Annotated in this window: 25 protein-coding genes; 9 read left to right on the forward strand and 16 right to left on the reverse strand. The window is 34.9% G+C overall.

The window, feature by feature from the left end:
* Window positions 1-2 precede the first annotated feature (2 nt).
* Window positions 3-488, reverse strand: coding sequence for a homoaconitase small subunit (gene hacB / locus E7Z81_RS05155; RefSeq protein WP_292745004.1), 486 nt, complete (start codon window positions 486-488; stop codon window positions 3-5).
* Window positions 489-577: 89 nt separating this feature from the next.
* Window positions 578-2,074 carry a tetraether lipid synthase Tes gene (gene tes / locus E7Z81_RS05160; RefSeq protein ID WP_292745006.1) on the reverse strand — a complete coding sequence of 499 codons (1,497 nt, stop codon included), beginning with the start codon at window positions 2,072-2,074 and terminating at the stop codon, window positions 578-580.
* Window positions 2,075-2,213: 139 nt separating this feature from the next.
* Here tes and E7Z81_RS05165 point away from each other — a divergent pair, with 139 nt between their 5' ends.
* The gene (locus tag E7Z81_RS05165) at window positions 2,214-2,780 is read left to right on the forward strand and encodes a CDP-2,3-bis-(O-geranylgeranyl)-sn-glycerol synthase (RefSeq protein WP_292745008.1); all 567 of its coding nucleotides are present in this window, start codon (window positions 2,214-2,216) and stop codon (window positions 2,778-2,780) included.
* On the opposite strand, the gene E7Z81_RS05170 is transcribed toward E7Z81_RS05165, so the two are convergent.
* The 9 genes from E7Z81_RS05170 to E7Z81_RS05210 all read right to left on the reverse strand — a co-directional run bounded on the left by E7Z81_RS05170 (window position 2,777) and on the right by E7Z81_RS05210 (window position 12,113).
* Complete coding sequence (locus E7Z81_RS05170) at window positions 2,777-3,799, reverse strand: hydantoinase/oxoprolinase family protein (protein ID WP_292745011.1); 1,023 nt, start codon at window positions 3,797-3,799, stop codon at window positions 2,777-2,779. The two genes, E7Z81_RS05165 and E7Z81_RS05170, sit on opposite strands and share 4 nt — an antisense overlap.
* A 2-nt stretch (window positions 3,800-3,801) precedes the next feature.
* Window positions 3,802-4,890: an ATP-grasp domain-containing protein gene (locus E7Z81_RS05175; protein ID WP_292745013.1), complete on the reverse strand. Its 1,089-nt coding sequence runs from the start codon at window positions 4,888-4,890 to the stop codon at window positions 3,802-3,804.
* Window positions 4,874-6,196 (reverse strand): non-hydrolyzing UDP-N-acetylglucosamine 2-epimerase, encoded by a 1,323-nt coding sequence (wecB, locus tag E7Z81_RS05180; RefSeq protein ID WP_292745015.1) that lies wholly within the window; start codon window positions 6,194-6,196, stop codon window positions 4,874-4,876. The genes E7Z81_RS05175 and wecB overlap by 17 nt, the downstream gene beginning before the upstream one ends.
* A 59-nt stretch (window positions 6,197-6,255) precedes the next feature.
* Complete coding sequence (locus E7Z81_RS05185) at window positions 6,256-6,576, reverse strand: hypothetical protein (protein WP_292745017.1); 321 nt, start codon at window positions 6,574-6,576, stop codon at window positions 6,256-6,258.
* 38 nt (window positions 6,577-6,614) lie between these two features.
* Window positions 6,615-7,475 carry a tRNA pseudouridine(38-40) synthase TruA gene (gene truA, locus E7Z81_RS05190; RefSeq protein ID WP_292745019.1) on the reverse strand — a complete coding sequence of 287 codons (861 nt, stop codon included), beginning with the start codon at window positions 7,473-7,475 and terminating at the stop codon, window positions 6,615-6,617.
* A 572-nt stretch (window positions 7,476-8,047) separates the two neighbouring features.
* The gene (locus E7Z81_RS05195) at window positions 8,048-8,554 is read right to left on the reverse strand and encodes a GNAT family N-acetyltransferase (RefSeq protein ID WP_292745022.1); all 507 of its coding nucleotides are present in this window, start codon (window positions 8,552-8,554) and stop codon (window positions 8,048-8,050) included.
* A gap of 53 nt (window positions 8,555-8,607) precedes the next feature.
* Window positions 8,608-9,462, reverse strand: coding sequence for an ABC transporter permease (locus tag E7Z81_RS05200; RefSeq protein ID WP_292745024.1), 855 nt, complete (start codon window positions 9,460-9,462; stop codon window positions 8,608-8,610).
* Window positions 9,455-10,444 (reverse strand): ABC transporter permease, encoded by a 990-nt coding sequence (locus E7Z81_RS05205; RefSeq protein WP_292745026.1) that lies wholly within the window; start codon window positions 10,442-10,444, stop codon window positions 9,455-9,457. Before E7Z81_RS05205 ends, E7Z81_RS05200 begins: the two co-directional genes overlap by 8 nt.
* 52 nt (window positions 10,445-10,496) lie before the next feature.
* A complete protein-coding gene (locus E7Z81_RS05210) occupies window positions 10,497-12,113 on the reverse strand; it encodes an ABC transporter substrate-binding protein (RefSeq protein WP_292745028.1) in 1,617 nt (538 codons plus the stop codon).
* A gap of 344 nt (window positions 12,114-12,457) precedes the next feature.
* On the opposite strand from E7Z81_RS05210, the gene E7Z81_RS05215 reads away from it, so the two are divergent.
* Window positions 12,458-13,150 carry a 4Fe-4S double cluster binding domain-containing protein gene (locus E7Z81_RS05215; RefSeq protein ID WP_292745030.1) on the forward strand — a complete coding sequence of 231 codons (693 nt, stop codon included), beginning with the start codon at window positions 12,458-12,460 and terminating at the stop codon, window positions 13,148-13,150.
* On the opposite strand, the gene E7Z81_RS05220 is transcribed toward E7Z81_RS05215, so the two are convergent.
* Window positions 13,145-13,705, reverse strand: coding sequence for a GNAT family N-acetyltransferase (locus tag E7Z81_RS05220; RefSeq protein WP_292745032.1), 561 nt, complete (start codon window positions 13,703-13,705; stop codon window positions 13,145-13,147). The genes E7Z81_RS05215 and E7Z81_RS05220 overlap by 6 nt on opposite strands.
* Window positions 13,706-13,846: 141 nt before the next feature.
* On the opposite strand from E7Z81_RS05220, the gene E7Z81_RS05225 reads away from it, so the two are divergent.
* From E7Z81_RS05225 to E7Z81_RS05255, 7 genes are all read left to right on the forward strand, one after another.
* The gene (locus E7Z81_RS05225) at window positions 13,847-14,794 is read left to right on the forward strand and encodes an ABC transporter ATP-binding protein (RefSeq protein ID WP_292745034.1); all 948 of its coding nucleotides are present in this window, start codon (window positions 13,847-13,849) and stop codon (window positions 14,792-14,794) included.
* Window positions 14,795-14,796: 2 nt separating this feature from the next.
* Complete coding sequence (locus E7Z81_RS05230; RefSeq protein WP_292745036.1) at window positions 14,797-15,411, forward strand: ABC transporter ATP-binding protein; 615 nt, start codon at window positions 14,797-14,799, stop codon at window positions 15,409-15,411.
* A gap of 260 nt (window positions 15,412-15,671) precedes the next feature.
* Window positions 15,672-17,297, forward strand: coding sequence for an ABC transporter substrate-binding protein (locus E7Z81_RS05235; RefSeq protein WP_292745038.1), 1,626 nt, complete (start codon window positions 15,672-15,674; stop codon window positions 17,295-17,297).
* A 66-nt stretch (window positions 17,298-17,363) separates the two neighbouring features.
* Window positions 17,364-18,356, forward strand: coding sequence for an ABC transporter permease (locus E7Z81_RS05240; RefSeq protein ID WP_292745106.1), 993 nt, complete (start codon window positions 17,364-17,366; stop codon window positions 18,354-18,356).
* Window positions 18,346-19,209 carry an ABC transporter permease gene (locus E7Z81_RS05245; protein WP_292745040.1) on the forward strand — a complete coding sequence of 288 codons (864 nt, stop codon included), beginning with the start codon at window positions 18,346-18,348 and terminating at the stop codon, window positions 19,207-19,209. Before E7Z81_RS05240 ends, E7Z81_RS05245 begins: the two co-directional genes overlap by 11 nt.
* A 9-nt stretch (window positions 19,210-19,218) precedes the next feature.
* Window positions 19,219-20,178 (forward strand): ABC transporter ATP-binding protein, encoded by a 960-nt coding sequence (locus E7Z81_RS05250; protein WP_292745042.1) that lies wholly within the window; start codon window positions 19,219-19,221, stop codon window positions 20,176-20,178.
* Window positions 20,168-20,782, forward strand: coding sequence for an ABC transporter ATP-binding protein (locus tag E7Z81_RS05255; protein WP_292745044.1), 615 nt, complete (start codon window positions 20,168-20,170; stop codon window positions 20,780-20,782). Before E7Z81_RS05250 ends, E7Z81_RS05255 begins: the two co-directional genes overlap by 11 nt.
* Here the strand turns inward: E7Z81_RS05255 and E7Z81_RS05260 are convergent.
* The 4 genes from E7Z81_RS05260 to E7Z81_RS05275 form a co-directional block, all read right to left on the reverse strand.
* Window positions 20,779-22,149 (reverse strand): MATE family efflux transporter, encoded by a 1,371-nt coding sequence (locus E7Z81_RS05260; protein WP_292745046.1) that lies wholly within the window; start codon window positions 22,147-22,149, stop codon window positions 20,779-20,781. The genes E7Z81_RS05255 and E7Z81_RS05260 overlap by 4 nt on opposite strands.
* A gap of 75 nt (window positions 22,150-22,224) precedes the next feature.
* On the reverse strand, window positions 22,225-22,494 hold the full coding sequence (locus E7Z81_RS05265; protein ID WP_292745048.1) for a DUF6110 family protein: 270 nt from the start codon (window positions 22,492-22,494) through the stop codon (window positions 22,225-22,227).
* A gap of 24 nt (window positions 22,495-22,518) precedes the next feature.
* Window positions 22,519-22,848, reverse strand: coding sequence for a hypothetical protein (locus E7Z81_RS05270; RefSeq protein ID WP_292745050.1), 330 nt, complete (start codon window positions 22,846-22,848; stop codon window positions 22,519-22,521).
* Between the two features lie 275 nt (window positions 22,849-23,123).
* Window positions 23,124-25,727, reverse strand: a complete 2,604-nt coding sequence (locus E7Z81_RS05275) for a cation-translocating P-type ATPase (protein WP_292745052.1) — start codon at window positions 25,725-25,727, stop codon at window positions 23,124-23,126.
* Window positions 25,728-25,732: the final 5 nt, after the last annotated feature.

The raw sequence follows: 25,732 nt of genomic DNA on the forward strand, positions 1-25,732 counted from the left end.
AATTATTCTTTTTCTTTTAAATGATGATTGACTAATCCGCCATCTTCTAAAATATTCAACATAAAATCTTTAAACGGTTCGAAAGTAGTTGATTGTCCATTAGTTTCATTTACTAAAGTTCCTTTGGATAAATCAATGGATATGATATCCCCATCTTCAGCATCAATATCAGAAACAATGACCGGCAATCCTATGTTAATTGCATTTCTATAAAAAATCCTTGCAAATGATTTGGCAACAATTGCCTCAACTCCTGCTGTTTTGATAGCTACAGGAGCCTGTTCTCTTGATGAACCGCATCCGAAATTTTCATCTGCAACAATAATGTCTCCCTGTTTGACGTTTTTTGTAAAATCCGGACGTTCACCTTCAAGAACATGGTCTGCCAAATCCTGTGGATTGAATGTTCTTAAATATCTTCCGGGAATAATTACATCGGTATCGATATTTTTCCCAAAAGTCCATGTTTTTCCTTTAATAAGTTCCATAAATATCACTGTAAAATTGATTAATAAAAAAACGAAGTGTTGGGAGCTAGTCCCAAACACAAAACTAGGTGATTTGATTTGATAATAATTTATTTTAAAGGTTGTGCAAATTTCTGTTCGATACTTTCACGGTACATTGAATTCATTGTACAAAATGGAATGATTCTTCCATCAGGAGTTGCATAATGAATAACACATTTTTTAACCCTGTCTTCGTCAAAGTTGAATGGGTCCATGAAGTGCATACAGGAAATAAGCATAGCATCTTTAGAAAAGTCTCCGAGAGCTGAATAATCCCTTTTAGCGAATACATTGAGTAAAATTTTAACAATGTCTAAATTTTTAGGAGTCCTGCTGGTGTGAACCATCTTGGTAAGGTTTTTGGTAAGGCCTGCAAGAACCCTTTTATGAGATCCGAATTTACCCTCTTTGAGTTTTTCGTTATATTCTTTTAATTTATCAAATAAATCATCAACATCAATAAAGTCGGTAATTGGAATTAATTTGTCTTTACCAGGTCCTTCTGTTTTGTCTCTGAATACATAAGTAGCTATTCCACAGTGCTGGTGGCAGTTTAAAGTAACTTTAGCTGAATCTTCACCGTCAAGTAAAGAAATGAATTCTGCAATTGGTTCAACAGAGGACGGTGGGTAAAATGCGCTGGTTGGAACCTGATTATCAGTTTCTTCCGCAATTATATTAACAAAGTCCGGAATGGTAATTCTTTGCTCTTCCACATGGTCTGCAGGAGTTCTTCCGGCGAATGAAACAGGTTGGAAATTAACACCGTAAATGTTTTCATTGTGATCAAATGCGAATTTGATGATTTCTCCAACTTGGTGGTCGTTGACTCCTTTAACTAATGTAGGAACAAGCACGACACCTAATCCCACTTTTCTACAGTTTTCAATAGCTTGGAGTTTGTCAGGAAGTAAATCCCTACCCCTATTGTTAATGTATGGTTCTGGAGTTACACCGTCAAAAGCCAGATAAACAGTATTTAATCCTGCTTCTTTCAATTCTTTAGCCAAGTTTTCTCTTTTAGCTAATCTTATACCATTGGTAGCTATTTGAACGTGAGTGAAACCTTCTTCTTTTGCCATTTTAACAAGTTCAACAATGTCTTTTCTTACTGTTGGCTCACCGCCGGCATATTGAATTGCTGGGCATGGATGAGGTTTTAAGTTCCTTAAATTCCTAAGCATCTGTCTGATTTCATCCTGAGAAGGCTCGTATTTATAGCCTGCAGCAGCTGCATTAGCAAAACAAACCGGACATCTTAAATTACATCTATTGGTTACATCTATTAAACCTAAAACAGTAGAAGTTTCGTGTTTTGAACATAAACCGCAATTGCTAGGGCAAGCTCCTTCATCAGGAACACATGGATTTTCAACAGATGTGATTGATGGAGTATAATCATCTACACGATTGTATAATTCATCATCACTCCAGTAAGTGTTTACAAATTCCCCATGTTCATCACAGGTTTTCTTGATGAGAACTTTGCCGTCTTCATCATATACTTCTGCTTTTAGAGGTTTGCCACATTCTGGGCATAAACTTTTTGTATCTTTAATTTTCAAACAAATCACCTTTACCAATAACAAATCATTATTAGTATTACTTTCATAATTATATATATTTAATTTAATATAATATTTAAAGTTAATTAATATATACTAGTAAAAATATAGTTATATATAATATCTTGGAGTTAACTAAATGACAATGGACATAAATATTTTTTTACTGGGATGTTTGACAACATTATATTTTATTCTTCCTGCATACTTCTCCAACGGAGGCGCTCTGGCATTTGGAGGGGGAACCCCTTTAGATTTTGGAAAATGTGATAAAAACGGTGCTCGTTGGATTGGTGACGGAGTTACCTGGAGAGGTTTGATTGCTGGGACAATAATCGGAATCATTACAGGAGCTGTTCAAGGATATTTAGCTCCAATAATCCTACAGGAAATCGGACCCTACCTCATCACACCGATAATTACTGACGTGAACAGTGGAATATTAATCGGATTCCTGCTCGGTTTCGGTGCTCTTTTAGGTGATGCATTAGGCAGTTTTTTAAAAAGAAGACTTGGAATTGGCAGAGGAAAACCTGCACCAATTCTTGATCAGCTAGATTTCTTAATTGTGGCATTAATTTTAGTTTCATTCGTTGTTGAACTTAACGTTTTCTTTGTTGTAATAGCTATTGTTTTAACATTAGTTATACATTTAATAGCCAATGGTGGAGCTTATCTGCTTGGACTAAAAGATGTATGGTATTAATTCAGATATTTTTCCATCATCACAGCAGTCCCGACAGCAGGAGCTACAACACATTCTTCATCAGTTAGAATGTCCCCCATTGATTTTACTTTTAAGCCCAGAAGTTCTGCGGCAGGCCTATCCAAAATATCTTTTCCAAGACCTGTTGTAACAATTAAATCAAGATTCTGGGTGTTGACAACTTGTTTTAAACCATCAGCAATTTGTTCTATTTGCTTTTGATGAATGAACTCGGACATTTCAACAATTTCATCCATGCTCAACATTTCCAAATCGGCACATACTACTCTTGCAATTCTTTTGGCACAATCAACTTTGGATTTACCTTCACCGTCAAATGTATCGCATACGTAATCCTCTTCAGTGATTAAATCCAAAACTGTGTAAATATCAGCTGTTTGAGCAAACAATTCACTGGCTACCCTATAAGTTTTTCCATTTAATTCAACCTTATCCAGGAAACTTGCAAGATTGGTTCTTAATGTTCCTGTATATACCAATTCACCAGTAGCTGACCTGTCAAAGTCGGATTTACCTATAGCACATTCCCTGCCGTCTTTGATAGGTATGATGTCAGTTGTTGTGCTTCCAGTATCGATGAAAATACAGTTATCTGATATTAAAGTTGCAATCTGAGCGGTTGCAATCCAGTTTGCAGCGGCCGCTTTAAGAGGGGACTCCTGGATTTCATCATTAGACATCATTCCGTCAATGCCCACATAGGCGGTCGGACATGAAAATATCTCTTCACATTTTGCGACAACGTCCAGAACTCCATCCTTTTTAGTGCCATATGCATCTACAAGCTCAGCAGTCATGGAAATGCCCACAGCATCAATTTCTTCAACAGGACATATGTTTTCTATAAGCTCAACCAGAACACGTGACAAATCATCATTGTTACTCCACATTGGAAGATATGCAAAATCAACTTCTATATTTTTAATTTCACCGTTTTCAAAATCAATTACCGCCAAATCGGTGTTTGCACCACCAATGTCAAAACCTGCAATTTTCATTATTAAATTCTCCTAATTTCCAAGTCATTTCCAGACTTTATAAATTCCACTTCCCCATCCAGGGAAACATCCAAATCATCAATGTCAATTTTTTCATCGATTAAATCAACTATAGTTTTACATATATTAAAATTTGAAACCTTACGCAATCCTACAAAAGGAGTTGTGAATCTGGAATTGATTTCCAAAAGATAAACTGAATAGACATCTTTTTCATCGGCATTGATTATTAAATCAACACCCACAAAGCCTTTAATACCGTCAATAGCTTCAACTGCCTTTTTGGATATGTCAAATAGTTCCTCTTTGAATTTGCTTTCATATGGTAATTTTCCACCAAGATATACTGCGTCATCATCATTCAGTTCAATATATTGCTTGTTTAAGCTTATTGGAATGGCTTTACTGCCGTCTGAAATCAGACTAACGCTGACGTCTTCCCCTTCAATATATTCCTGCACAAGTACCCTGGAACCAGGAACAAATATCTTATCCAAATCCAAAGTCAAATCTTCAATATTTTCAATCAGAACTATATTTTCACAGTCAACTCCAACCAACGGTTTGATAATCAGTTTCAAAGGAGTCAGCGGGTCTTCAGCCTGCCATTTTTCATGGAGATTTTCAATGGCCCGTTTCCAGTATCCTTTAGGATCTATTTTGAATTTGAATGACCTTGGCTGTGGAACTATATTGAAAAGCTCTTCATAAGTCACGAATTTATCGGATGTTTTTAAACAGGCATCTGCTGAGGATGTGTAAGTTTTAACGCCGTTGTCCTCTAAAATTTTTGTAATGTTGTAGAGATTGTTATTGTCTTCAGCAGATATGAAAATGGCTTTTTTGAACTGTGAAGCGTTTTTGCCAAGCCAGTCTATAATGTTTTCATCGATTAAAATCGGACTGACGTTGTCGAACTTGCTTACATCATTTTCATAAGATTTGTTAATAACCAGATTGACCGGGAAGTCTTTCAAATCATTTAAAAGTGCGAAAATCAATTCTTCCGCTTCAGATATTATGCTTTTATCGCTTACGCCTGAAGCGGTGAAATATTCGAATACCAAAATTGAATCATAGTCGTTTGTCATAAGTAATCATCATTCCATTTATGTTTAAGTCATCATGCGGAAATACCATATTCTGCCCGTCAAAGACCATGTGAATCAATGCGTTTTCCTTTTGCTCAAATTCACTGACAGTAATATCTTCATCAATAGCTGCCATTTTTCGTGTGAAAATGTTCATGATATCTTCTGGAGCCTGAATATTTAGTTTGCCTTCATCATAATATTTTTCTATTGCATCAACAGTCTTTTGAGCTGCATTGCCCTGACCGTACGGGTTTTGTGCATCTTTCATCCTTTGGGCGAATCCTTCATCAGTTAATATTTTACTGGCATTTTCTAAAATTGCTTTTTTATCGGAACCTACCAAAATGTTTCCGCCTGCAGTTACGGTTTCAGGCCTTTCGGTATTGTATCTCAATGTCAATGCAGGTACATTAAGTGTAATAGCCTCTTCCTGAAGGCCTCCTGAATCTGTTAATATTAATGTTGATTTTGAAGTTAAAAGTAAAAAATCCAGGTATCCTATAGGTTTTACGATATGGACATGATCGAGATTATTCAATTCATCGAAAAGGCCGAAATTTTTAAGTGTATTTTTGGTTCTCGGATGAATAGGGAAAATAATGTTCATTTCGCTTAAATCCTTTAAAGCTTCAATGATGCTTGTTACCCTTTCTTTGACATCCACATTTTCAGCCCTGTGCATTGTTAATGTTAGGATGTTGTCCATATTTTCAATATCCAAATCACGAAGGGATTCCTCTTCAAAGCCTCTTTTCTCAGCAATTTCAAGATGTCTGAAACATGCGTCAACTACAGTATTTCCGGTAACGAACATGTTTTTCCTGGATATTCCTTCAGACAATAGGTTGATTGCTGAGTCATATGTTGGAATAAAATACATCAGGGAACATACATCTGCGGCCATCCTGTTAATCTCTTCAGGCATTGTCACATCATATGACCTAAGGCCCGCTTCAACGTGGCCAACTGCAATATGCAGTTTCGCACATACAAGTGCTCCTGCAAGCACCGCATTTGTATCTCCTTGAACAAGAACAATATCCGGTTTTTCTTCAAGCAGAATCTCTTCAATTCCTTTCATCATGAGTCCAGTCTGTTTTGCATGGCTGCCTGAACCTACATGGATGTTGTAATCAGGAGTTGGAATTTCCAAATCTTTAAAAAAAGTATCTGACATTTCCTTATCATAATGCTGACCGGTGTGAAGAACAATTTGACTAATGCCTCTTTTATTGATTTCAGCAATAATCGGAGCCATCTTAATAATTTCCGGTCGGGTTCCTAAAATAGTTGCAATTTTCATATTAATCCCTCAATAAATATATTAAATAAAATGATTTAAAAATTTTTAGAAAAAAATAGTTAATTAACCATATAATGGGCCACATAAAATGAGCCTATAGCAATACCAAAAGCAGTACAAACCGCAAGGATAGCTATATTAAGTAAAAACGCTTCAATAAGCCCCCTTGTTGGAAATTTATTGTTATGCTTTTCTTTAAATAGAAGCGCATCAAATATTGTGGGCGCAGTAATAATTATTGCAATAAGTATAATGAACGGAATTGCATCAAACCATAAATTTGAACTGTTATGATTTATGGCAAGGTAAAATCCTAAAACTAAACCAATGATTATAGCAATAATGGATAATTTATCAAAAACTTGATATACTCTGGTCATAATTTGCCTCAAATATAGTTATGGTAAAAACTTATATATTAATGTAAGTCATTCAAACTTTTAATGATTGATTCACGAATGGCGTACTTCTTTTGAAAATCAGTTAGACAATCAACCAAATCACGCCTGAATCTTTCACATGCATAATCATCATAGCGGAACTTTATCCCATCATACTGAATGTCCATCAAAATCAGGTATTCCGGCTCCATAACTTTAATATATGCTCTTGGTTCGTCTTCACCGGGGTTTAACAGCTTTTCAACCTGGCCAATATCCATCTTATCTGTTGCCACATCAACAAAAACCCTCATCATCTTTCTTACCATGTTCCATAAAAATGACTCCCCATAAATATCAACAAAAATAGGGGAAAGTGTATCATGCAGATTAGGGAATTCCTTTTTGTGATAATCATCCAAACTGACCTTGCTAATTTTTATATCATCAATAGTCCTTGTGGTGGTTTTCTGAAAGCGTTTTGTGAAATTGGTGAAGTTGTGGGTTCCTTTAAAAATTTCAGCAACCTCATTGAGTTTGTCAACATCAAGATCCTGAAACAGCAGGTACCTGTATTGTCTCATCTGTGCATATCTCGGTTTGAATGCATATCTTACAGGAGCGCTTGCAAGAATCTGAATATCATCAGGCAGAGAATTGTTTATTTCATTTACCCTGACCTCTTTTTCAGACTGAAAACTAATTACATTACCCAAACTGTGAACTCCAGCATCAGTTCTTCCTGCTATTCTGAATCTGGACTTTTTTAAATCGTCAATATAATCCAGCTTGCGCAGGTGATATATTAACTCCTCTTCAACCGTTCTTAAGTTGGGCTGTCTTTGAAAGCCATGAAAATTAGTACCGATATATCCGATTTTTAATGCTGTTCTTTTCATCAATTAAATATTTAACACAATAGAACATAAAGTTTGGGAAAATAGCTAAAAAAAGAGGAGGGTAAATAGCTAATGGCTAGCTATTTACATGGACATATGACTTGATTTATATTTATGTTATAATCATAAGAAGATAATTAAAATTTAATTGAGATAGAGTAGTTAAATTGCTTTAATTTTAATTATCTTGATTACTCATGTGTATAAGTAACTAATTTATAATTAATAGTAATAATCATATAAATGTTATTAAAGAACTATCTACATATACCGGCTTTAAATTTAAAAATAAGTTATTTTAAACAGTTAAATTACATATAACTAAAAATATGGTCTGCAATAGCCCTATAAAATAATAATGATAATTTTTTACGAATTTGTAATACTCACTATTTCAAATCAAATCACTTAAAATAGAAAAAAACAAAATTACAACATTTTTTAATTAATTTAAAACATGTTAATTCAATTAAATAAGACAATAAAGCAAAACAAACAAGAATAGTGAAAAATAATAAATAATAAAAAAATTTAAAAAAGTATTACTTTTCAATAAAATAATACTTCCAAATCTAAATTAATTCCTTAACCATGTGAGTGGTTTCATCATAGTCATCTTCTTCAATGGTTATTTTATAACCCAATGATTTCCAGAAAGGCAGTGCTGCATCAAGATACCTGTGAGTATGCAAGTAAATTTTTGAATAACCTGCATTTTTTGCAAAGTCTTCCATTACATTGACAAGCCGGCGGGCAATACCATGTCGCCTGTAGTTTCCATCAACCATAAGTCTCCAAATACTTGCAGTATCATCTTTTGAATAAACACCCTTGAATAAGTCATAATCCTTATCATATGCCCTGATTCCTGCTGTAGCTACAATCTTATCACCATCCCAAGCAACAAACATGCAATTGCAGTCAGGTGAAATGTAATATTCCTTCATACCGTCGATATCATAGTGAAATTTTGGAGTGGGACCTATACCATATTCAATCATAATTTGGCCATATAAGAATTCCTTAACGTCCTCTATTTCATTTATATCATCACTAATTTCTCTAATAACAACATTCATAATATCACATGAAAAATAAAAAAAAATAATAAGGAAAATAAAATTAATTTCCCTTATTCTTGAGCAGTTTCAGGATTAAGTAATTTTTCCACATTTTCCCCAATAAGGTCAAATAATAATACAACAATCAGTAATGACATACCAGGATAAAATGCTAGCCACCAGTATCCGGATGACAGATAATGCATGGACTCTGATAAGATAACTCCAATTGCAGGTTCATGAGGAGGTAATCCGAATCCTAAAAATGTAATAGCCGCTTCGTGCATAATAGCATGAGGGAACATTAAAATTACACCAACAATAATCTGAGATACCACCAATGGCAAAATATGTTTGGTAGCAACCCATATTTTAGATCTTCCAAGATTTTCAGCCAGATGGACATATTCTTTAGTTTTAATCTCTTTTACTTCAGACCTGAGAACTCTTGCCAAAGGAGTCCAATGAGTTAAACCAACACCCATTACAACACCAAACACTCCACCACCGAACATGATGGAAACAAGAATAATTAAAAGAATATGTGGAATGGAACCGAATAAATCAATTATTCCAGCAACAATTTCATCTGCAAGTCTGTTGAAACTTGAAAATAAACCTAAAATTATAGAAATAATTGTACTGACCACCGATGCAATGAATCCTACCATCAAACTTAACCCGAGACCTGCAATAGTTCTTTGAAACATGTCTCTTCCCATCCAGTCTGTACCGAAAAGATGTTCAAAGGAAGGCATCTGATTTGCACTAATGAAACTTGTAGGAATATCCCTGACAAAGTATCCTGAAACAAATACAGAAATAATAACTAAAGCTGAAATAATAATTATCACAAGAGTTTTAGTCCTAAGATTTGCAGGATATAAAAACCATTGCCTTTTTTCATCAGTTTTCTTTTTAATCACTGAACTCACTCTCCTTAATTCTTGGGTCAATCAGGTAATAGGAGAGATCCGCAAGCAAATTACCTACAAACACAAATATTGCACTGAAAATTACAATTCCTAAAAACAGCGGCACATCACTTTGAAGTCCTGCGGCAACAGCCGTCTGTCCGATTCCAGGATATGAAAATACCTGTTCCACTAAAACAGCACCGCCAAATAACTCACTGAATGATAAGAATTGTAGAGTTATTGCAGGAAGCAGGATATTTCTTATTCCATGATTTTTGACTAAATCCCAACCTTTTTCTCCTCTTGATTTAGCAAATAAAACATAATCAGAGGATAAAACTTGGATTAACTCGTTACGAGTATACATTGCAATAGGTGCAAGACCGACCAAACTTAATGTTAAAGTAGGAAGCACAAGCCTTGTTGCCCATTCCATAAATGTAGCATCAGTACTTCTAACACCGATAGGGACTCCAAAACCAATTGGGAACCAACCTAAATAGACTGAAAATACCATTAAAATAAGCATTCCAACCCAAAAGGAGGGAGCAGATTGAATTGCATAACAATAAACTTTTACTGCTTTATCTATCAAAGATCCTTTATTTTTACCAGCAACCACTCCGAAAACAAAACCTAATACACCACTTAATATCCATGATATTGCCATCAATACAATTGAAGCCATAAATTTCTCGAAAATAATGTCAATAACAGGAGCACGATAAATTAAGGATGTACCCAGGTTACCTTGAACCAAATCCAATAACCAGTGATAAATTTTTGTTGGTAAAGGAACATTTACACCGAAATAACTTTCCAAAATAGCTCTCTGACCTTCAGAAACAGCAGCTCCTTTCAGATAAGTAGTTACAGGATTAATAGGGGATAAATCTAATAAAATAAAACTGAAAATTGCAACAACAATCATCAAAATTATAAATCTTATTAATTTATAACCAAAGAATTTTAAAATTTGATTTTTATTCAATAATAAACCCCCTTAAAGTATTTAAAAAAATAAAAAAAGGAAAAAGGATTAATTAAGCTGTAGAGTTGGTTCTTGTCCAATCACAGATGTTAATTAATACATCGTTTCCTAAACCGTCAGGTTGATTACCAATATCGATTCCATCTTTGATGAAGTAGTTGTAGTCATAATTGACTAACCATACAAATGGAGCGTCACCAGCAGGACCCCAACCTCCGCCATTAACTAAAGCGGATTGAGACCATAAATCGTTTGCAGTACTTAAATCACTGGAATGCATTGCTTCATCCATTAAGTTATCGGAATCAGTATTGTTATATAAGTTAGGGTTCATATAGAATCCGTCTGCCTCTTTACTGTGGTATTGTTGGTAGATGGATTTATATGGGTCTGGAGAAGTTTGTTGCATTAATGCAGCTGAGCAGTACATGTTTTGGTAAATAGTATCCCAGTCAGCACCTACTAAATTAACTTCAATTCCAATTTCTTTTGCTTGTTCAGCGAATACTGTGGATAAAGATTGTCTGTCAAGATAATCTGGCGGGTAGTATAAATCAAATGATGCTTTTACACCATCTTTTTCAACTATTCCATCACCATTAGTATCGTTCCATCCGCCTTCAGCCAATATCCTTTTAGCTTCATCAACATTACTGTCATTGACTTTAGCATCAGGATTTGCATAATCCCTGGTATCTACACTTGTATATTCAGGAGTAGCGTGTCCGGAGAAAATTTCATCACACATTTTTTGACGATCAACACCAACGTTTAATGCTTCTCTGATTGCTTTATCGGAAGTTACATTGTTTCCTATTTTATAGGTACCATTGTAAGAATCACCATTGTCAGGGAGATAAGGTAAAGATACACCCTGTGCCCTACCTGCTGATTTTTCAATGAATTGATATCCGTCAACAGATTGGTTCAATGCTGAAGTAGCAACAGGCACTACATCAATTTCGTTTGATTTAGCTAATTCTAACCATGTAGATTCTTCAGGGAACAATAAGGTTAATTGAGTAAAGTATGGTTTTTCACCATAGTAATTATCGTTGATTTTGAATATTGCTTGTTGGCCTTTATCCCAGTGGTCTAAAACATAAGGTCCAGTACCGATTGGGTTTTCACCGTAGGTATTGTTATCGTATGAATCAGAAGGAACAATACCCAAATATCTTAAATCATAAATAAAAGTTGATCTTGGTTCAACTAAATTAAATTCTACTGTGGTAGCATTAACTGCAGTTGCATTTTCAAGATTGGTTAAATCTAAATCAGATTCTGTTGCTTTTGCAGTGTTGAATGTAAATGCTACATCTTCTGCATCAAAAGTGGAATTATCTGAAAATTTAACATCATTTCTTATATTTACTGTCCATGTTTTTCCGTCACTGCTGATTGAGTAATCAGTAGCAAGGTCCGGTTCCATAGTTCCATTTTCGCCTGTTTTAAATAAACAGCTTTGTACTAAAGGATTATAGTTTTGGTGTCCGCATCCCCAACCCGTGAGAGGATTAAAACCTGCTTCAGGTTCTTTAATGTTACTGTGAGCAGCTACAGTTAAATGAGTAGGATCGCTGTCAGCAGAACCTCCCATAAATGCGAATGCTGCAGCAACAATAACCACTAAAGCTACAACCCCACCAATTAATATTTTTTTATCCATATCTTTTTCACCATAAAAAATCATTAAATTATTATTAAAATAAAAGTAATACTTTTAAGAATAATTTTACTTAATAAGTAATACTAATTTGATTTATTTTAATATGTTTTATAATTTACAAAAACAACATATAAAAACATATTTATTACTTCTAAATTATTATTGATAAACTAAAAAATATTCAAACTTAGCAGATAAAAAATAACAGATAGACAAATAAAAAAAGAAAAATCCCCTAATTAAAAGAAAATAATCAGAAAAATAAAACAGAAACATATACAAGAAAATTATCAAAAGTAATACAAAAATTAAATTTAAATAACATCACAGTTAAATATTGGCTCATGACTATTTCTTTTGAACTAAAAAACTATTTGCTGAAAAACGGTGCAATAGAGGTAGGATATGCAGATATAGAAAATTTCACACCCAAAAAAGACTTAAATACAGGCATTGTTTTTTATATCACATACCCCAAGGAAATAATAAAAAATATGAAAAATGCACCCACAAAAGAATATGTAGAAGAATTAGTTAGTTTAAACACACGTTTAGATGAATTAGGTATGAAATGTGAAGAATATCTGATAAATAAAGGTTTTAATGCATATGCCCAAACAAAAAAAAGATTGGGAACTGATTTTGGTGAATTTAATTCCTTTGAGCTACCACATAAAACCATAGCCACACGTGCAGGTCTTGGCTGGATTGGAAAATCAGCACTATTTACAACAAAAAAATACGGATCCGCCTTAAGATTATCCTCTGTTTTAACTGATGCACCTTTAAAAATTGGAACTCCAATACTAAAATCCCAATGTGGAAAATGTATGGAATGTAGAAATGCATGTCCCGGAGGCGCCATAAGCGGGAAAGAATGGAACTACAGACTTAAACGTAACGAATTTTACGACGATAAAAAATGTGAAAAATATGCATTAAAAGTTTCAGAAGAAAATCTGGGAAAAGCAGATACGGTATGTGGAAAATGTATCTATGCATGTCCACATACACAAAGATATATTAAAAAATCATAATTTTACAGCATAGCGAAAATCATTCGCTGAAGGATTAATTTCTAATCCCCTAATAGTTTTATCCATATGAACTGTTTCAAGCTCATCATTTGCATCCAGAACAACAACAAAACCCATCTTTGTCCAGAATTCCAAAGCACCATTTAAATTCTTATGAGTATGCAAGTAAATTTTTTCAAAATCGGCATCATTGGCAAAATTTTCTGCAATACTGAATAATTTTGAAGCTAAACCGCAACGACGATATTCCTCATCAACAAACAGTCTCCAAATACTGGAGGTTGCATCTTTCGAATACAGAGATCCAAATTCAGAAAAATCTTTGTCATAAGCTCTAATGCCAATTGTTCCAATAATTTCACCAGATTTAAAATAAGCGACGAAAAAATTATTACGTTCAGGATTAATGTAATAATCCTCCATTTTTATAATATCTTCATGCCATTCAGGAACATAATCATACCCAAATTCTTTTTTAATCATTTTAAACAAAAATTCTTGAACATCCCTAATCTGTTTTGAATCATTGCCTAACGGTTTAATTATAACATTCATGAAAACACCCGTAAAAGTATTACATTTATTACAAAATATATGTTATTAGTAATACTTTTTTAAATATTTTGATTAACTTTAATATTGATAAAGTACAAATTAGTATTTAAAGATTACCATTTGATTATGTAAGGTGAATATATGGAGAAATTACTAGATGTAGAAAACGTTTCAATTTCATTTATACAATACACAAAAGGTTTGAATCAGCAAAACCTGCAAGTTATCACCGATTTAACATTAGATATCTCCGAAGGTGAAATTTTAGCAGTTTTAGGCTCAAGTGGATCTGGAAAAAGCCTTCTTGCACATGCAATTTTCGGAATTCTTCCAGAAAATGCAAAACTAAACGGAAAGATAAAATTCAAAGGAAAAGAACTGTCTCAAAAAGACAAGGAAGAGATAAGAGGAAAAGATATGGTTCTTGTACCACAATCTGTTAACTTCCTTGACCCCTTAATGAAAATATCCGACCAGGCAATTGGCCATACAGAAAATGATGCGGAAAGAAATGAAAAGAAACAGAAACAAAGAAAAATATTTGAACATTACAATCTTGGACCAGAAGTAGATGAAATGTATCCTTTCCAACTATCAGGAGGAATGGCAAGAAGAGTATTGGTATCAACAGCATTACTATCCAATCCAAAACTTGTGGTAGCAGACGAACCAACCCCAGGTTTAGATGAAAAAACTGTGAAAGAGACTCTGAATCATTTTAAACATATGAAAGATGACAACATAGGCGTTTTATTAATCACACACGATATTCATGCGGCACTAGAAGTGGCGGATAGAATAGGAATATTCTACTCAGGATACGTAATAGAAATAGCAGAAAACAAAGACTTCACAGGAGATGGAGAAAACCTCCTACACCCATACACAAAAGCACTATACAAAGCACTGCCAGCAAACGGATTCGAACTAACTAAAGGACACCAACCACTACACGGAGAAATACCAAACGGATGCCCATACTACGACAGATGCGAAATGCGCTTTGACAGATGCAAACAGGAAAGACCACAACTAATCGACCTGGGAAACAAAAAAGTAAGATGCTTTAAATACGAAGAAGGTGATTAACAATGAAACTCAAAGCAGAAAACATATCTTTCAAATATCCTTCCGCTAAAAATTACATATTAAAAGACATTAATCTTGAACTTGACAATAATAAGGTAATTGGTTTAATTGGTGACAGTGGAAGTGGAAAATCCACATTATGTAAAATCTTATCAGGATATGTAACAAAATTTGAAGGGAGGGTTACATTCGATGGAAATCCATTGCCTAAAAAAGGATTCAAACCTGTACAATTGATTTATCAACACCCTGAAAAGGTAATGAATCCAAAATGGAAAATGAAAGAGGTTTTGGAAGAATCATGGGATGTTAATGATGAAATGCTGTCAGAATTCGGTATCCAAAAATCCTGGCTGACAAGATTTCCTCAAGAGTTATCCGGTGGAGAACTTCAAAGATTCTCCGTTTTAAGGTCACTTAATCCAAATACCAAATTTTTAATTGCAGATGAAATGACCACCATGCTTGATGCAATCACACAGGTGCAGATTTTAGATTCAGTTTTGAAAATAGTAAAACAAAGAAACATGGGATTTTTACTTGTAAGTCATGACATGGATTTGGTGGAAACCATTTGTGATGAAAAAATCTATCTCAAAGACATCAACAACATCTAATATTAATATATTTTTTTAATCAACCACCACCTATTCTAAATTTTAATATATAAATAAAGTAATACTTAGTTTATAAATAAATGAAAAATAAGTAATAAAATAATACTTTTTTTAAAAAATATTCAAATTTGTAATACTCTTTTTAGAAACTTTTAAATAACTAAATTTAATAATAATTAAATAATTGTTATTAATTATAATAATACTTTTTTTAAAATAATTATGACAATTATATTTTATATGATTATGGAGATAATATAATGGATACTAAATACATTATTGGAATAGTAGCTGTTATTCTAATAGCTATAATTGCTGGAGCAGTCCTCATGGGAGGATCATCCACACAAAGAGCTGACGACGAACTCGTAGTTGCTGCTTACAGTCACGGAGGAGAACCAGAAGCTGGTTTTGATCCAATACTTGGGTGGAACTACTTAGCAGAACCTTTAATTCAATCAACATTATTAAAAATGACCCCTAACATGACCTATAAAAACGATTTGGCCTCAAGTTGGGAAGCAAACGACAACTTTACTGAATATACAGTGAAAATCAAAGACGGCATTAAATTTACAGACAATACTACCTTAGATGCTGAAGACGTAGCATTCACATATAACACTGCTGCAACAACCGGAGCAAGTGAACTGGACTTTACCAGTTTGGAAAATGCTACAGCAACTGACAAAAACACAGTAGTTTTCAAATTAAACAGACCGGACTCTACTTTTGTAGATAAATTCGCATACTTAGGTATTGTTCCATCAGATTCATACAACAACGAAACTTACGGATCCAACCCTGTAGGTTCCGGACCATATAAATTTGTACAATGGGACAAAGGTCAACAAGTAATCCTTGAGAAAAACCCTGATTACTACGGAAAACAACCTGAATTTAACAAATTAACCATTCTCTTTGAAATGAATGATGCTGCATTTAACTCTGCTAAAAACCACGAAGTTGATGTAGCTGCAGTACCATTAGCATATGCTAATGAAACCATCGAAGGATACAACATGAGCTTACTCGACACCATTGACGTGAGAGGATTATCCTTACCAGTTGTAAACAACACAGGTAACACTACCGAAGACGGTAACCCAATCGGTAACAACGTAACTGCAGACAAAGCAATAAGAGAAGCATTAAACTACGGTATTAACAGAACTGCAATTGCACAAGGTGCATTAAACGGATTCGGATACCCTAACTACGACGGTATTGCACACCAATTACCATGGGCAAATGCTGAAGTGAACAACATTTCCGACGGTGATGTTGACAGAGCTAAAGAAATCTTAGCACAAGGCGGATGGAACGACACTGACGGTGACGGAATTGTTGAAAAAGATGGAATGAAAGCATCCATTAATGTATACTATTCATCAGATGCAACAGAAAGACAAGCTATTGCTGTAACCATTTCTGAACAAGCAAAAGAATTCGGTATTGAAGTAAACGCTACTGGTTCCAACTGGGATGAAATGGGATCTCACGTAAACAGTGACCCTATCGTATGGGGTTGGGGTTCAACTGACCCATCCACCATGTACAACCAGTACTACAGTGGAGGCATCGGCCAAGGATACAGTAACCCTGCTTCAATCAACAACAGTGCTGTTGACGCACACATTAACAATGCAATGTCTATGGACCGTGAATCTTCATACTCCGAATGGTCTGCAGTTTCATGGGACGGAAGCAACGGTATTTCCCCATTAGGTGACGCAGCATGGTTATGGGCTGGAGAAATCAAATACGGATACTTCGTAGATAACAGTTTAGATATCTCTGAAGATACCGCTCTCTTACAACCTCACGGTGGAGACATCTTCTCCAACATCTACGACTGGCATCGTGTTTCTTCAATAGAACAATAGACAGATGAATTTTTAGAGTTAAATTTTTATTTAACTCTCTCTTTTTCCCTTTTTTAAGGAGATTTAATAATGAATAAAGAAAGATTACTCAAATTTTTAGGAAAAAAAATTGTCCGTTTTGTAATCTTGCTTATTTGTGTCATATTGTTGAGTTTTTTATTACTTGATTTATCACCTATAAACCCTGTTAAAACTTACATCAGCAATGTAGTGATATCTCAAGACCAAATTGCCCAGTTAGAAGCTTATTGGGGTGTAAATGAACCAATTACAAGCAAAATGGCGAATTGGTTTGCAAATGTTATACAAGGTAATTTAGGTACCTCTTTAATATTCAGAGTACCTGTAATTGATGTTATTTTAGAAAGATTTACAGCATCCCTTGTATTGATGTTAGCATCATGGGCATTCTCCGGAATTTTAGGATTCCTATTAGGAGTTATTGCAGGATTTAAAAAAGACACAATAATTGACAAAGCAATAAAAGTTTACTGTTACGTTTTACAATCTGCACCAACATTCTGGATTGCATTAATCATCCTCATGGTATTCAGTATTTATTTAGGATGGTTCCCGACAGGACTTGGTGTTCCTATAGGCACATTAAGTGAAAATGTTTCATTTTGGGATTGGTTAAACCGTTTAATATTACCTATGATTACACTAAGTATCGTTGGAGTAGCTTCAATTGCATTATACACCAGAGATAAGTTAATCGATGAAATGAACAGTGATTATTTCTTATTTGCAAAAGCAAGAGGAGAAAGCGGTTGGAATTTAATTAAAAGACATGGTATTAGGAATATTTTGCTTCCTGCAATCACCTTACAGTTCTTAGGATTTTCAGAATTATTCGGTGGTGCAGTTTTAGTAGAACAGATATTCACATACCCTGGAATTGGACAGGCTGCAGTTTCAGCAGGACTTAGAAGTGATGTTCCGCTTCTTTTAGGAATTGTTATATTCAGTGCAATATTCGTATATTGCGGAAACTTAATTGCTGATTTATTATACAATTTCGTTGATCCAAGAATTAAAGAAGGTGAAAATGATGGCTAACTCTGAAAACGGTCCGAGCATATACAATCCATTTGCAAGAATGAATTTAAGAACTAAAACATTATTGACAATCGGATTATCAGTTTTTATTTTAGTTATTGTTGTAATTTCTAGCTTCTTTATTAATTCTGCAGACATAACAACCAACTTCCAAGCAATGAATAAACCGCCATCCTTTGAACATTTATTCGGTACTGACTGGATGGGTAGAGACATGTTTACCCGTACTCTAAAAGGATTAGGTTTAAGTGTTCAGATTGGTGCTGGAGCATCTATATTAAGCAGTGTTATCGCTATTGCTTTAGCATTCTTAGGAAGTATAAATAAATATTTAGACAGTTTCATGTCATGGTTAATTGATTTGTTCTTATCCATTCCACATATTTTATTAATCATCTTAATTTCAATTGCTTTAGGCGGAGGAGCATTCGGTGTAACTATAGGAGTAGCTATAACACACTGGACATCCCTTGCAAGAGTTTTAAGAGCGGAAATTAAGCAGATTCAGACATCAGATTTCGTAAAATTGTCTGAAAGATTTGGAAAATCAAGGTTATGGATTGCAAGAAAACAGATATTGCCGTTAGTTACAACCCAGATTATCGTAGGAACAATTTTAATTTTCCCACATGCAATTATGCACGAAGCAAGTGTAACATTTTTAGGTTTCGGACTTTCACCTCACGAACCTGCAATCGGTATCATTTTATCCGAATCCATGAAATATCTTGCAACAGGTAACTGGTGGTTGGCATTGTTCCCAGGTTTAGCATTATTAATATTGGTATTGTTATTTGATATTGCTGGAGAAAACATTAAAAAGATACTTGACCCTACAAGTGCAAATGAATAAGGTGATAACATGGAAAAACTATTAGATGTTGAAAACGTTTCAATTTCATTCATTCAATATACCCAAGGTTTAAATCAAAGAGACCTGAAAGTTATCACCGATTTAACACTAGACATATCTGAAGGTGAAATTTTAGCAGTTTTAGGTTCAAGTGGATTAGGAAAAAGTCTTCTAGCACACGCAATATTCGGAATCCTACCAGAAAACGCAAACCTAAACGGAAAAATCAAATACAAAGGAAAAGAACTAAGCCAAAAAGACAAAGAAGAAATTAGAGGAAAAGATATGGTGCTGGTACCTCAATCAGTGAATTTTCTTGATCCCCTAATGAAAATATCCGACCAAGCAATAGGACAAACAGCAAATGATGATGAAAGAAAAGAGAAAAAACAAAAACAAAGAGAAATCTTCGAACACTACAACCTAGGACCAGAAGTCGACGAAATGTACCCATTCCAACTATCCGGAGGAATGGCAAGAAGAGTACTCGTATCCACCGCACTACTATCAGACCCAAAACTGGTAGTAGCAGACGAACCAACACCCGGATTGGATGAAAAAACAGTGCAAGAAACTTTAAATCATTTTAAACATATGAAAGATGACAACATTGGAGTCTTATTGATTACACATGACATCCATGCAGCACTGGAAGTAGCAGATAGAATTGGAATATTCTACTCAGGATACGTAATCGAAATCGCAGAAAACAAAGACTTCTCAGGAGACGGAGAAAACCTCCTGCACCCATACACAAAAGCACTATACAAAGCACTGCCAGCAAACGGATTCGAACTAACCAAAGGACACCAACCACTACACGGAGAAATACCAAACGGATGCCCATACTACGACAGATGCGACATGCACTTTGACAGATGCAAACAGGAAAGACCACAACTAATCGACCTAGGAAACAAAAAAGTAAGATGCTTTAAATACGAAGAAGGTGTTGAAGATGGAACTTAAAGGAACCAATATTTCATATAAATACCCCTCTGCAAAAAACTACATATTAAAGGATATTGACATATGTATCCCCAACGATAAAATCATAGGTTTTGTTGGAGACAGCGGTAGCGGAAAATCAACACTATGCAAAATACTTGCAGGCCACATAAATAAGTTCGAAGGCAATGTAACACTCGACGGCAAAGAATTGCCTAAAAAAGAATTCTGCCCAGTTCAGTTAATTTTCCAGCACCCTGAAAAGGTAATGAATCCAAAATGGAAAATGAAAGATGTTCTGGAAGAATCCTGGAAAGTTGATGATACATTATTATCTGAATTCGGTATACAAAAATCCTGGATGACAAGATTTCCCCAAGAGCTTTCAGGAGGAGAATTGCAAAGATTCTCCGTTCTAAGAGCATTAAATCCAAAAACCAAATTCATAATTGCTGACGAAATGACCACAATGCTTGATGCAATCACACAAGTGCAGATCATAGATTCCGTATTGAAAATAGTAAGGCAAAGAAACATGGGATTCCTGCTAGTAAGTCACGATAAAGACTTGGTACATACAATCTGTGATGACATAATTTATTTAAAGGATATTAATGGTGTCTAATCATTAATATCTATTAATTTTTTAACATACCTGTCTGCCCAGATTAAGGTAATGTTATTGGATATGACCTCACCTAAAACAATGCCCATCCATGCACCCCATACGCCATAACCCAAAACGATACTGAAAAGGACTGCAAAAAATATTGTAAAACCTGTTTCTCTCAATATTGTCTGAAACATTGCAGTGATTCCCCTGCCAACACCCTGAAAGACATATGTTGAAGCAACACCGACAGCCATGGTAGGATAATAGATTACAATCCATGACAAAAAGCTTGTCAGTTCGGCTAAAATCCTTACGCTGCTTCCTGATGAAGCAAATACTGATGCAATGTTTCCTGCAAATACATTAGTCAGAATAGCTATGACTATTGCAATGACTATGGATATTTTCATGGAATATCTGTGTGCAATCTGAATATTTCTGAAGTTATTAGCACCATAATTAGCTGCAGTAACACTTATCAGCGCAGTTCCGATGGCCAGCAATGGAGTAGTTCCAATGGTAACAATTCTCCATCCTGTTGAGTATACTGCAACCGAATCGGTTGTTCCGACATATGCCAAAAGGGCTGAGAAAACAGCGGCAAAAAATGCATTGTTTAAAAGCTGAACACTTGCGGGAATGCCCACCTTAACTATATCAACTGAAATATCTGATTTAAAATTAAAATTTGTTAAAGTGGGATGAAGGTAAGTGTCTTTTTTAATATAGAACCAATAAATCAGGATTGCAATTACAAATATTGAAGATATTACTGTTGCAATAGCTGCGCCTTTGACTCCTAAATTCAATGTATAAATAAATAACGGGTCCAAAATCATGTTCAATATGGCTGAGGCAATCATGGCATACATAGGCCTTTTTGTGTCCCCTTCACCTCTGAAAATGCCGTATAGCGCATTTGACAATATGATAAAAATTGACCCTAAAAGAATTATTACGCCATAATCGGTTGCATAGCCAATTGTTTGACCGGCGCCCATCGCATTCAGGACAGGATTTAGAAAAATCAGCAATATTACTGTTATTAAAATAGAAATGACAATATCTATCAAAATCGAATGAATTGATGCATTATCCGCTTTAATCTTATTTTCTTCACCAATGTATTTTGATATTGCAAAAGCCGCACCTGACCCCAGACCATTACCAAAACCTACCAGAATCATAAATATGGGCGTGAAAAATCCAACACCCGCCAAGGCATCTGCACCAAGACCAGATACCCAGGCAGCATCTATCAGATTATAAAAACTAGTGATAAGCAATGAAACTATCAACGGAATTGACATTTTTATTAATGCTTTTTTAGGATTTCCAAGCATTACATCAACATTATCCAAATTATCATTACCTAACATTAACTAATAGTTAAAGTTTATTAAGATATAAAGTTAATTGTTAAAAAAAAAAGTTAAAAATAGAATAGATTGAAACTATTCTTTTTTCTCAATGTATATTTCCTGTTTGTTTTCGAAGTTTGCATCATATACGATGTCTTCGGCGTTTTCTTTCATGTCCTGGAATGTTTCTTCCATATCTTTTTTAGTGGAAATTACTCCAGCCATTCCTTTTGTAGCCAAGTCTTTTGTGGTTTTGGATTTTAAAATGTGAGCACCAATAAGACCTGCTGCAATACCGCCTGCAAAGAGCAGTGCATGTTTATGTTCTCTTACAAAAGGTTTGATTTGATCTTCAATAGCCATAATAACACTCCCGTTTATTAAAATCTATTTTTTGGATTTTTTAGATTTTTTGGATTTTTTAGAAGCTTTAGGTTCTTCTTCTTCCTCTTCTTCTACTTCTTCAGCTTCTACTTCAATTTCAACTTTATCTTCATCATCTGCTATTTGTGCTTCTGCATCTGCTTTAATTTCTTCAAGTCTGTCTTCAGCATCTTGTTTTACTGCCATAACACCAGCAACAGCATTGGTGGTTGCTTCTTTGACAGCTTTTGATTCTAATATTTTTTTACCTACTACTGCAGTTGCTACTCCAGCTGCAAAGATTAAAAGTCCTTTATGTTGTACTGCTTGATCTATTATTTTTCTGTGTACCATATCATCACCTATAATTATTTAGGTATTCCTAAATATTTATACTTAACTTTTAAGCTCAGCACGAAAAGATATCAAATATTTTTTAACATAACCTAAATTTTTTAATTGAAATTAAGTAATATTACTTAATATAACATTAAATTAATTCCACTATATAAATTAATCGGTTTAATAAGCTTTTTTAGGCTTATCAAAGAAAAAATATTTAGTTATACCAAATTTAAGCACGTCTAAATTCTTTTAAAATTTAGCAATGCCAAAAAAATAAAAAAGTATTAGAACAGTGGATCTTTCACCATTCCAATCCTAAATGAATTCAATATAACCAGTAAAGTTAAACCCAAGTCTCCAAAACCGACAGACATCATCAGTGTGATAATACCTAAAATTGCAAGTACTACACACAATAATTTTACTGCAATAGCTACAGTAATGTTCTGTTTAATGATTCCCATTGTTTTATGAGACAATGAGAACAGATATGGAAGCTTAGATATATCATCCTGCATCAATGCAACATCAGCTGTTTCGATAGCAACATCGGAACCTGCCGCACCCATCGCAATACCTATGTTTGCACGTGCCAGAGCAGGAGCATCGTTGATACCGTCACCAACCATAGCCACATCACCGAATTTGTTTCTGATTGTATCCAGGATATTTAATTTGTCTTCAGGCATCAGATTAGAATAGACATAATCTATTCCAATTTCATCAGCAACGCTTTTAGCTGCAATTTTATTGTCACCTGTAAGCATTACAGTTTGTACACCCTGCTCTTTCAAGTCTTTTATTACTTCATGAGCGTTTGACCTGATTTTATCGGATACTGTGATTATAGCCAATACTTTTTCTGCATTACCTATAAATACAATAGTTTTACCTTCAGCAGAGTACCTGTTGATTTCATCCCTTGAGATATCAAAGCTAGATCCTTCAATCAATGACTCGTTAGCTGCATAGTATTCATTGCTGTTTATATTACCGACAATACCTTTTCCAGGAACATTTCTAAACTCTCCGATTTCATCAAACGGAATATCGTTCATTGTTGCATAATTTACAATAGCCTGTGCAATAGGGTGTGAAGAGTTATGTTCAAGAGATGCTGCAATTTCAATGATATCTTCCTTGGAGTAGCTTTCATCCAATACTTCGACATCACTTAAAACCAGTTTTCCTTCTGTTAAAGTACCTGTCTTGTCAAAAATTACTGCTTTAACGCCTCTCATTTCTTCAACATATGTACTTCCCTTAATCAATACCCCGTTTTTAGTAGCTGAGGTAATAGCAGACACCATACCTACAGGAGTGGAAATTAAAAATGCACAAGGACATGAAATTACCAACAGTGAAAGTGCTTTATAAATCCAATCAACCAATGGCTGGCCAAATAACAGCGGCGGAACGAATGCCACACATGCAGCGGCAACCATCATGACAGGGGTATAATATTTAGCAACTTTTTCAACTAGTGACTCGGTTTCAGACCTGTTGAGCTGAGATCTTTTAACCAAAGTAACAATTTTTGATATTACTGAATCCTTAGCCTTTTTAGTTACTACAATTTCCAGATAACCATCCACATTAACGGTTCCTGAAAATACTTCATCACCAATTTCCTTTAAGACAGGGACACTTTCACCTGTGATTGAAGCTTGGTTAATGCTTGAAGAACCTGAAACGACATGACCGTCAAGAGGGACTTTATCTCCAGGTCTTACAATAACAATATCACCAATATTTACATCATCAACTTTTCTTTCTACTTCAGAATCCCCTACTTTAACTTTAGCGGTTTCAGGAGCTATTTCGACTAATGATTTGATTGAACGTTTTGCCCTGTGTTCTGCATAGTCTTCAAGGAATTCCGCAATGTAGTACAGGAATGTTACTGCGGCACCTTCTTCAGGATGTCCGATTATAAATGAAGCAACACATGCGATACACATCAGCATTGCAGGACCGACAGTGTGCCTTTTGACTAATGATTTATATGCAAGAATAGCTATTTCGTAACCTGCAATCAAAGCGCCAACCATGAAAATTACAGTCACTAATGTCGGATTGAATGATAACCATTCCAAAATATGACCCACAGCAAAACAAAGACCGCTTGCTACAATGATTTGAATTGGTCTGTTAGATATTAATGGTTTTCCTTCTGCTAATAATTCTTCTTCCTCTTCGCCGTCATCGTCATCATCAGCACAATCCGGACAACCGCAAATACTTATATTCACGTCATCATCGTCGTGGTCATGACAACCACAATCAGGGTCAGAACAAGTATCTTTATCCTCATGTTCATGCTCATGCTCATGGTCATGACAACCACAATCAGGATCACTACAAGAATCCTCTAGAACATGCTCATGCTCGTGATCGTGGCCATGCTCATGTTCATGATGATGCTCATGCTCATGCTCGTGATCGTGGCCATGCTCATGTTCATGATGATGCTCATGCTCATGCTCGTGATCGTGGCCATGCTCATGCTCGTGTTCATGGTCATGCTCATGGTCATGACAACCACAATCAGGATCACTACAAGAATCCGCTTCCTCATGCTCATGATGATGATGCTCGTGTCCGTGATCGTGGTCATGGTCATGGTCATGGTCATGGTCGTCTGCACAATCAGGACATCCACAAATGCTTATGTCAACATCTTCATCATAGTCTATTTCTTCTCTATGATCATATACGCTTAAATCAGTTTTTTCCTGAAAATCTCTCAATATTTGTTTATCATAATGATTAGAATCTGTACAGTGAATTTCATCACAATCTGGATCAAAACAGATATAATTGTAATGCTCAGGATTGCGGCAGTTTTCATCTGCACAATCTGCATCATAACATCTATTTTCAGCCATAGTAT

The sequence above is a fragment of the Methanobrevibacter sp. genome (genome assembly GCF_015062935.1).
In the GTDB taxonomy this organism is placed as follows: domain Archaea; phylum Methanobacteriota; class Methanobacteria; order Methanobacteriales; family Methanobacteriaceae; genus Methanocatella.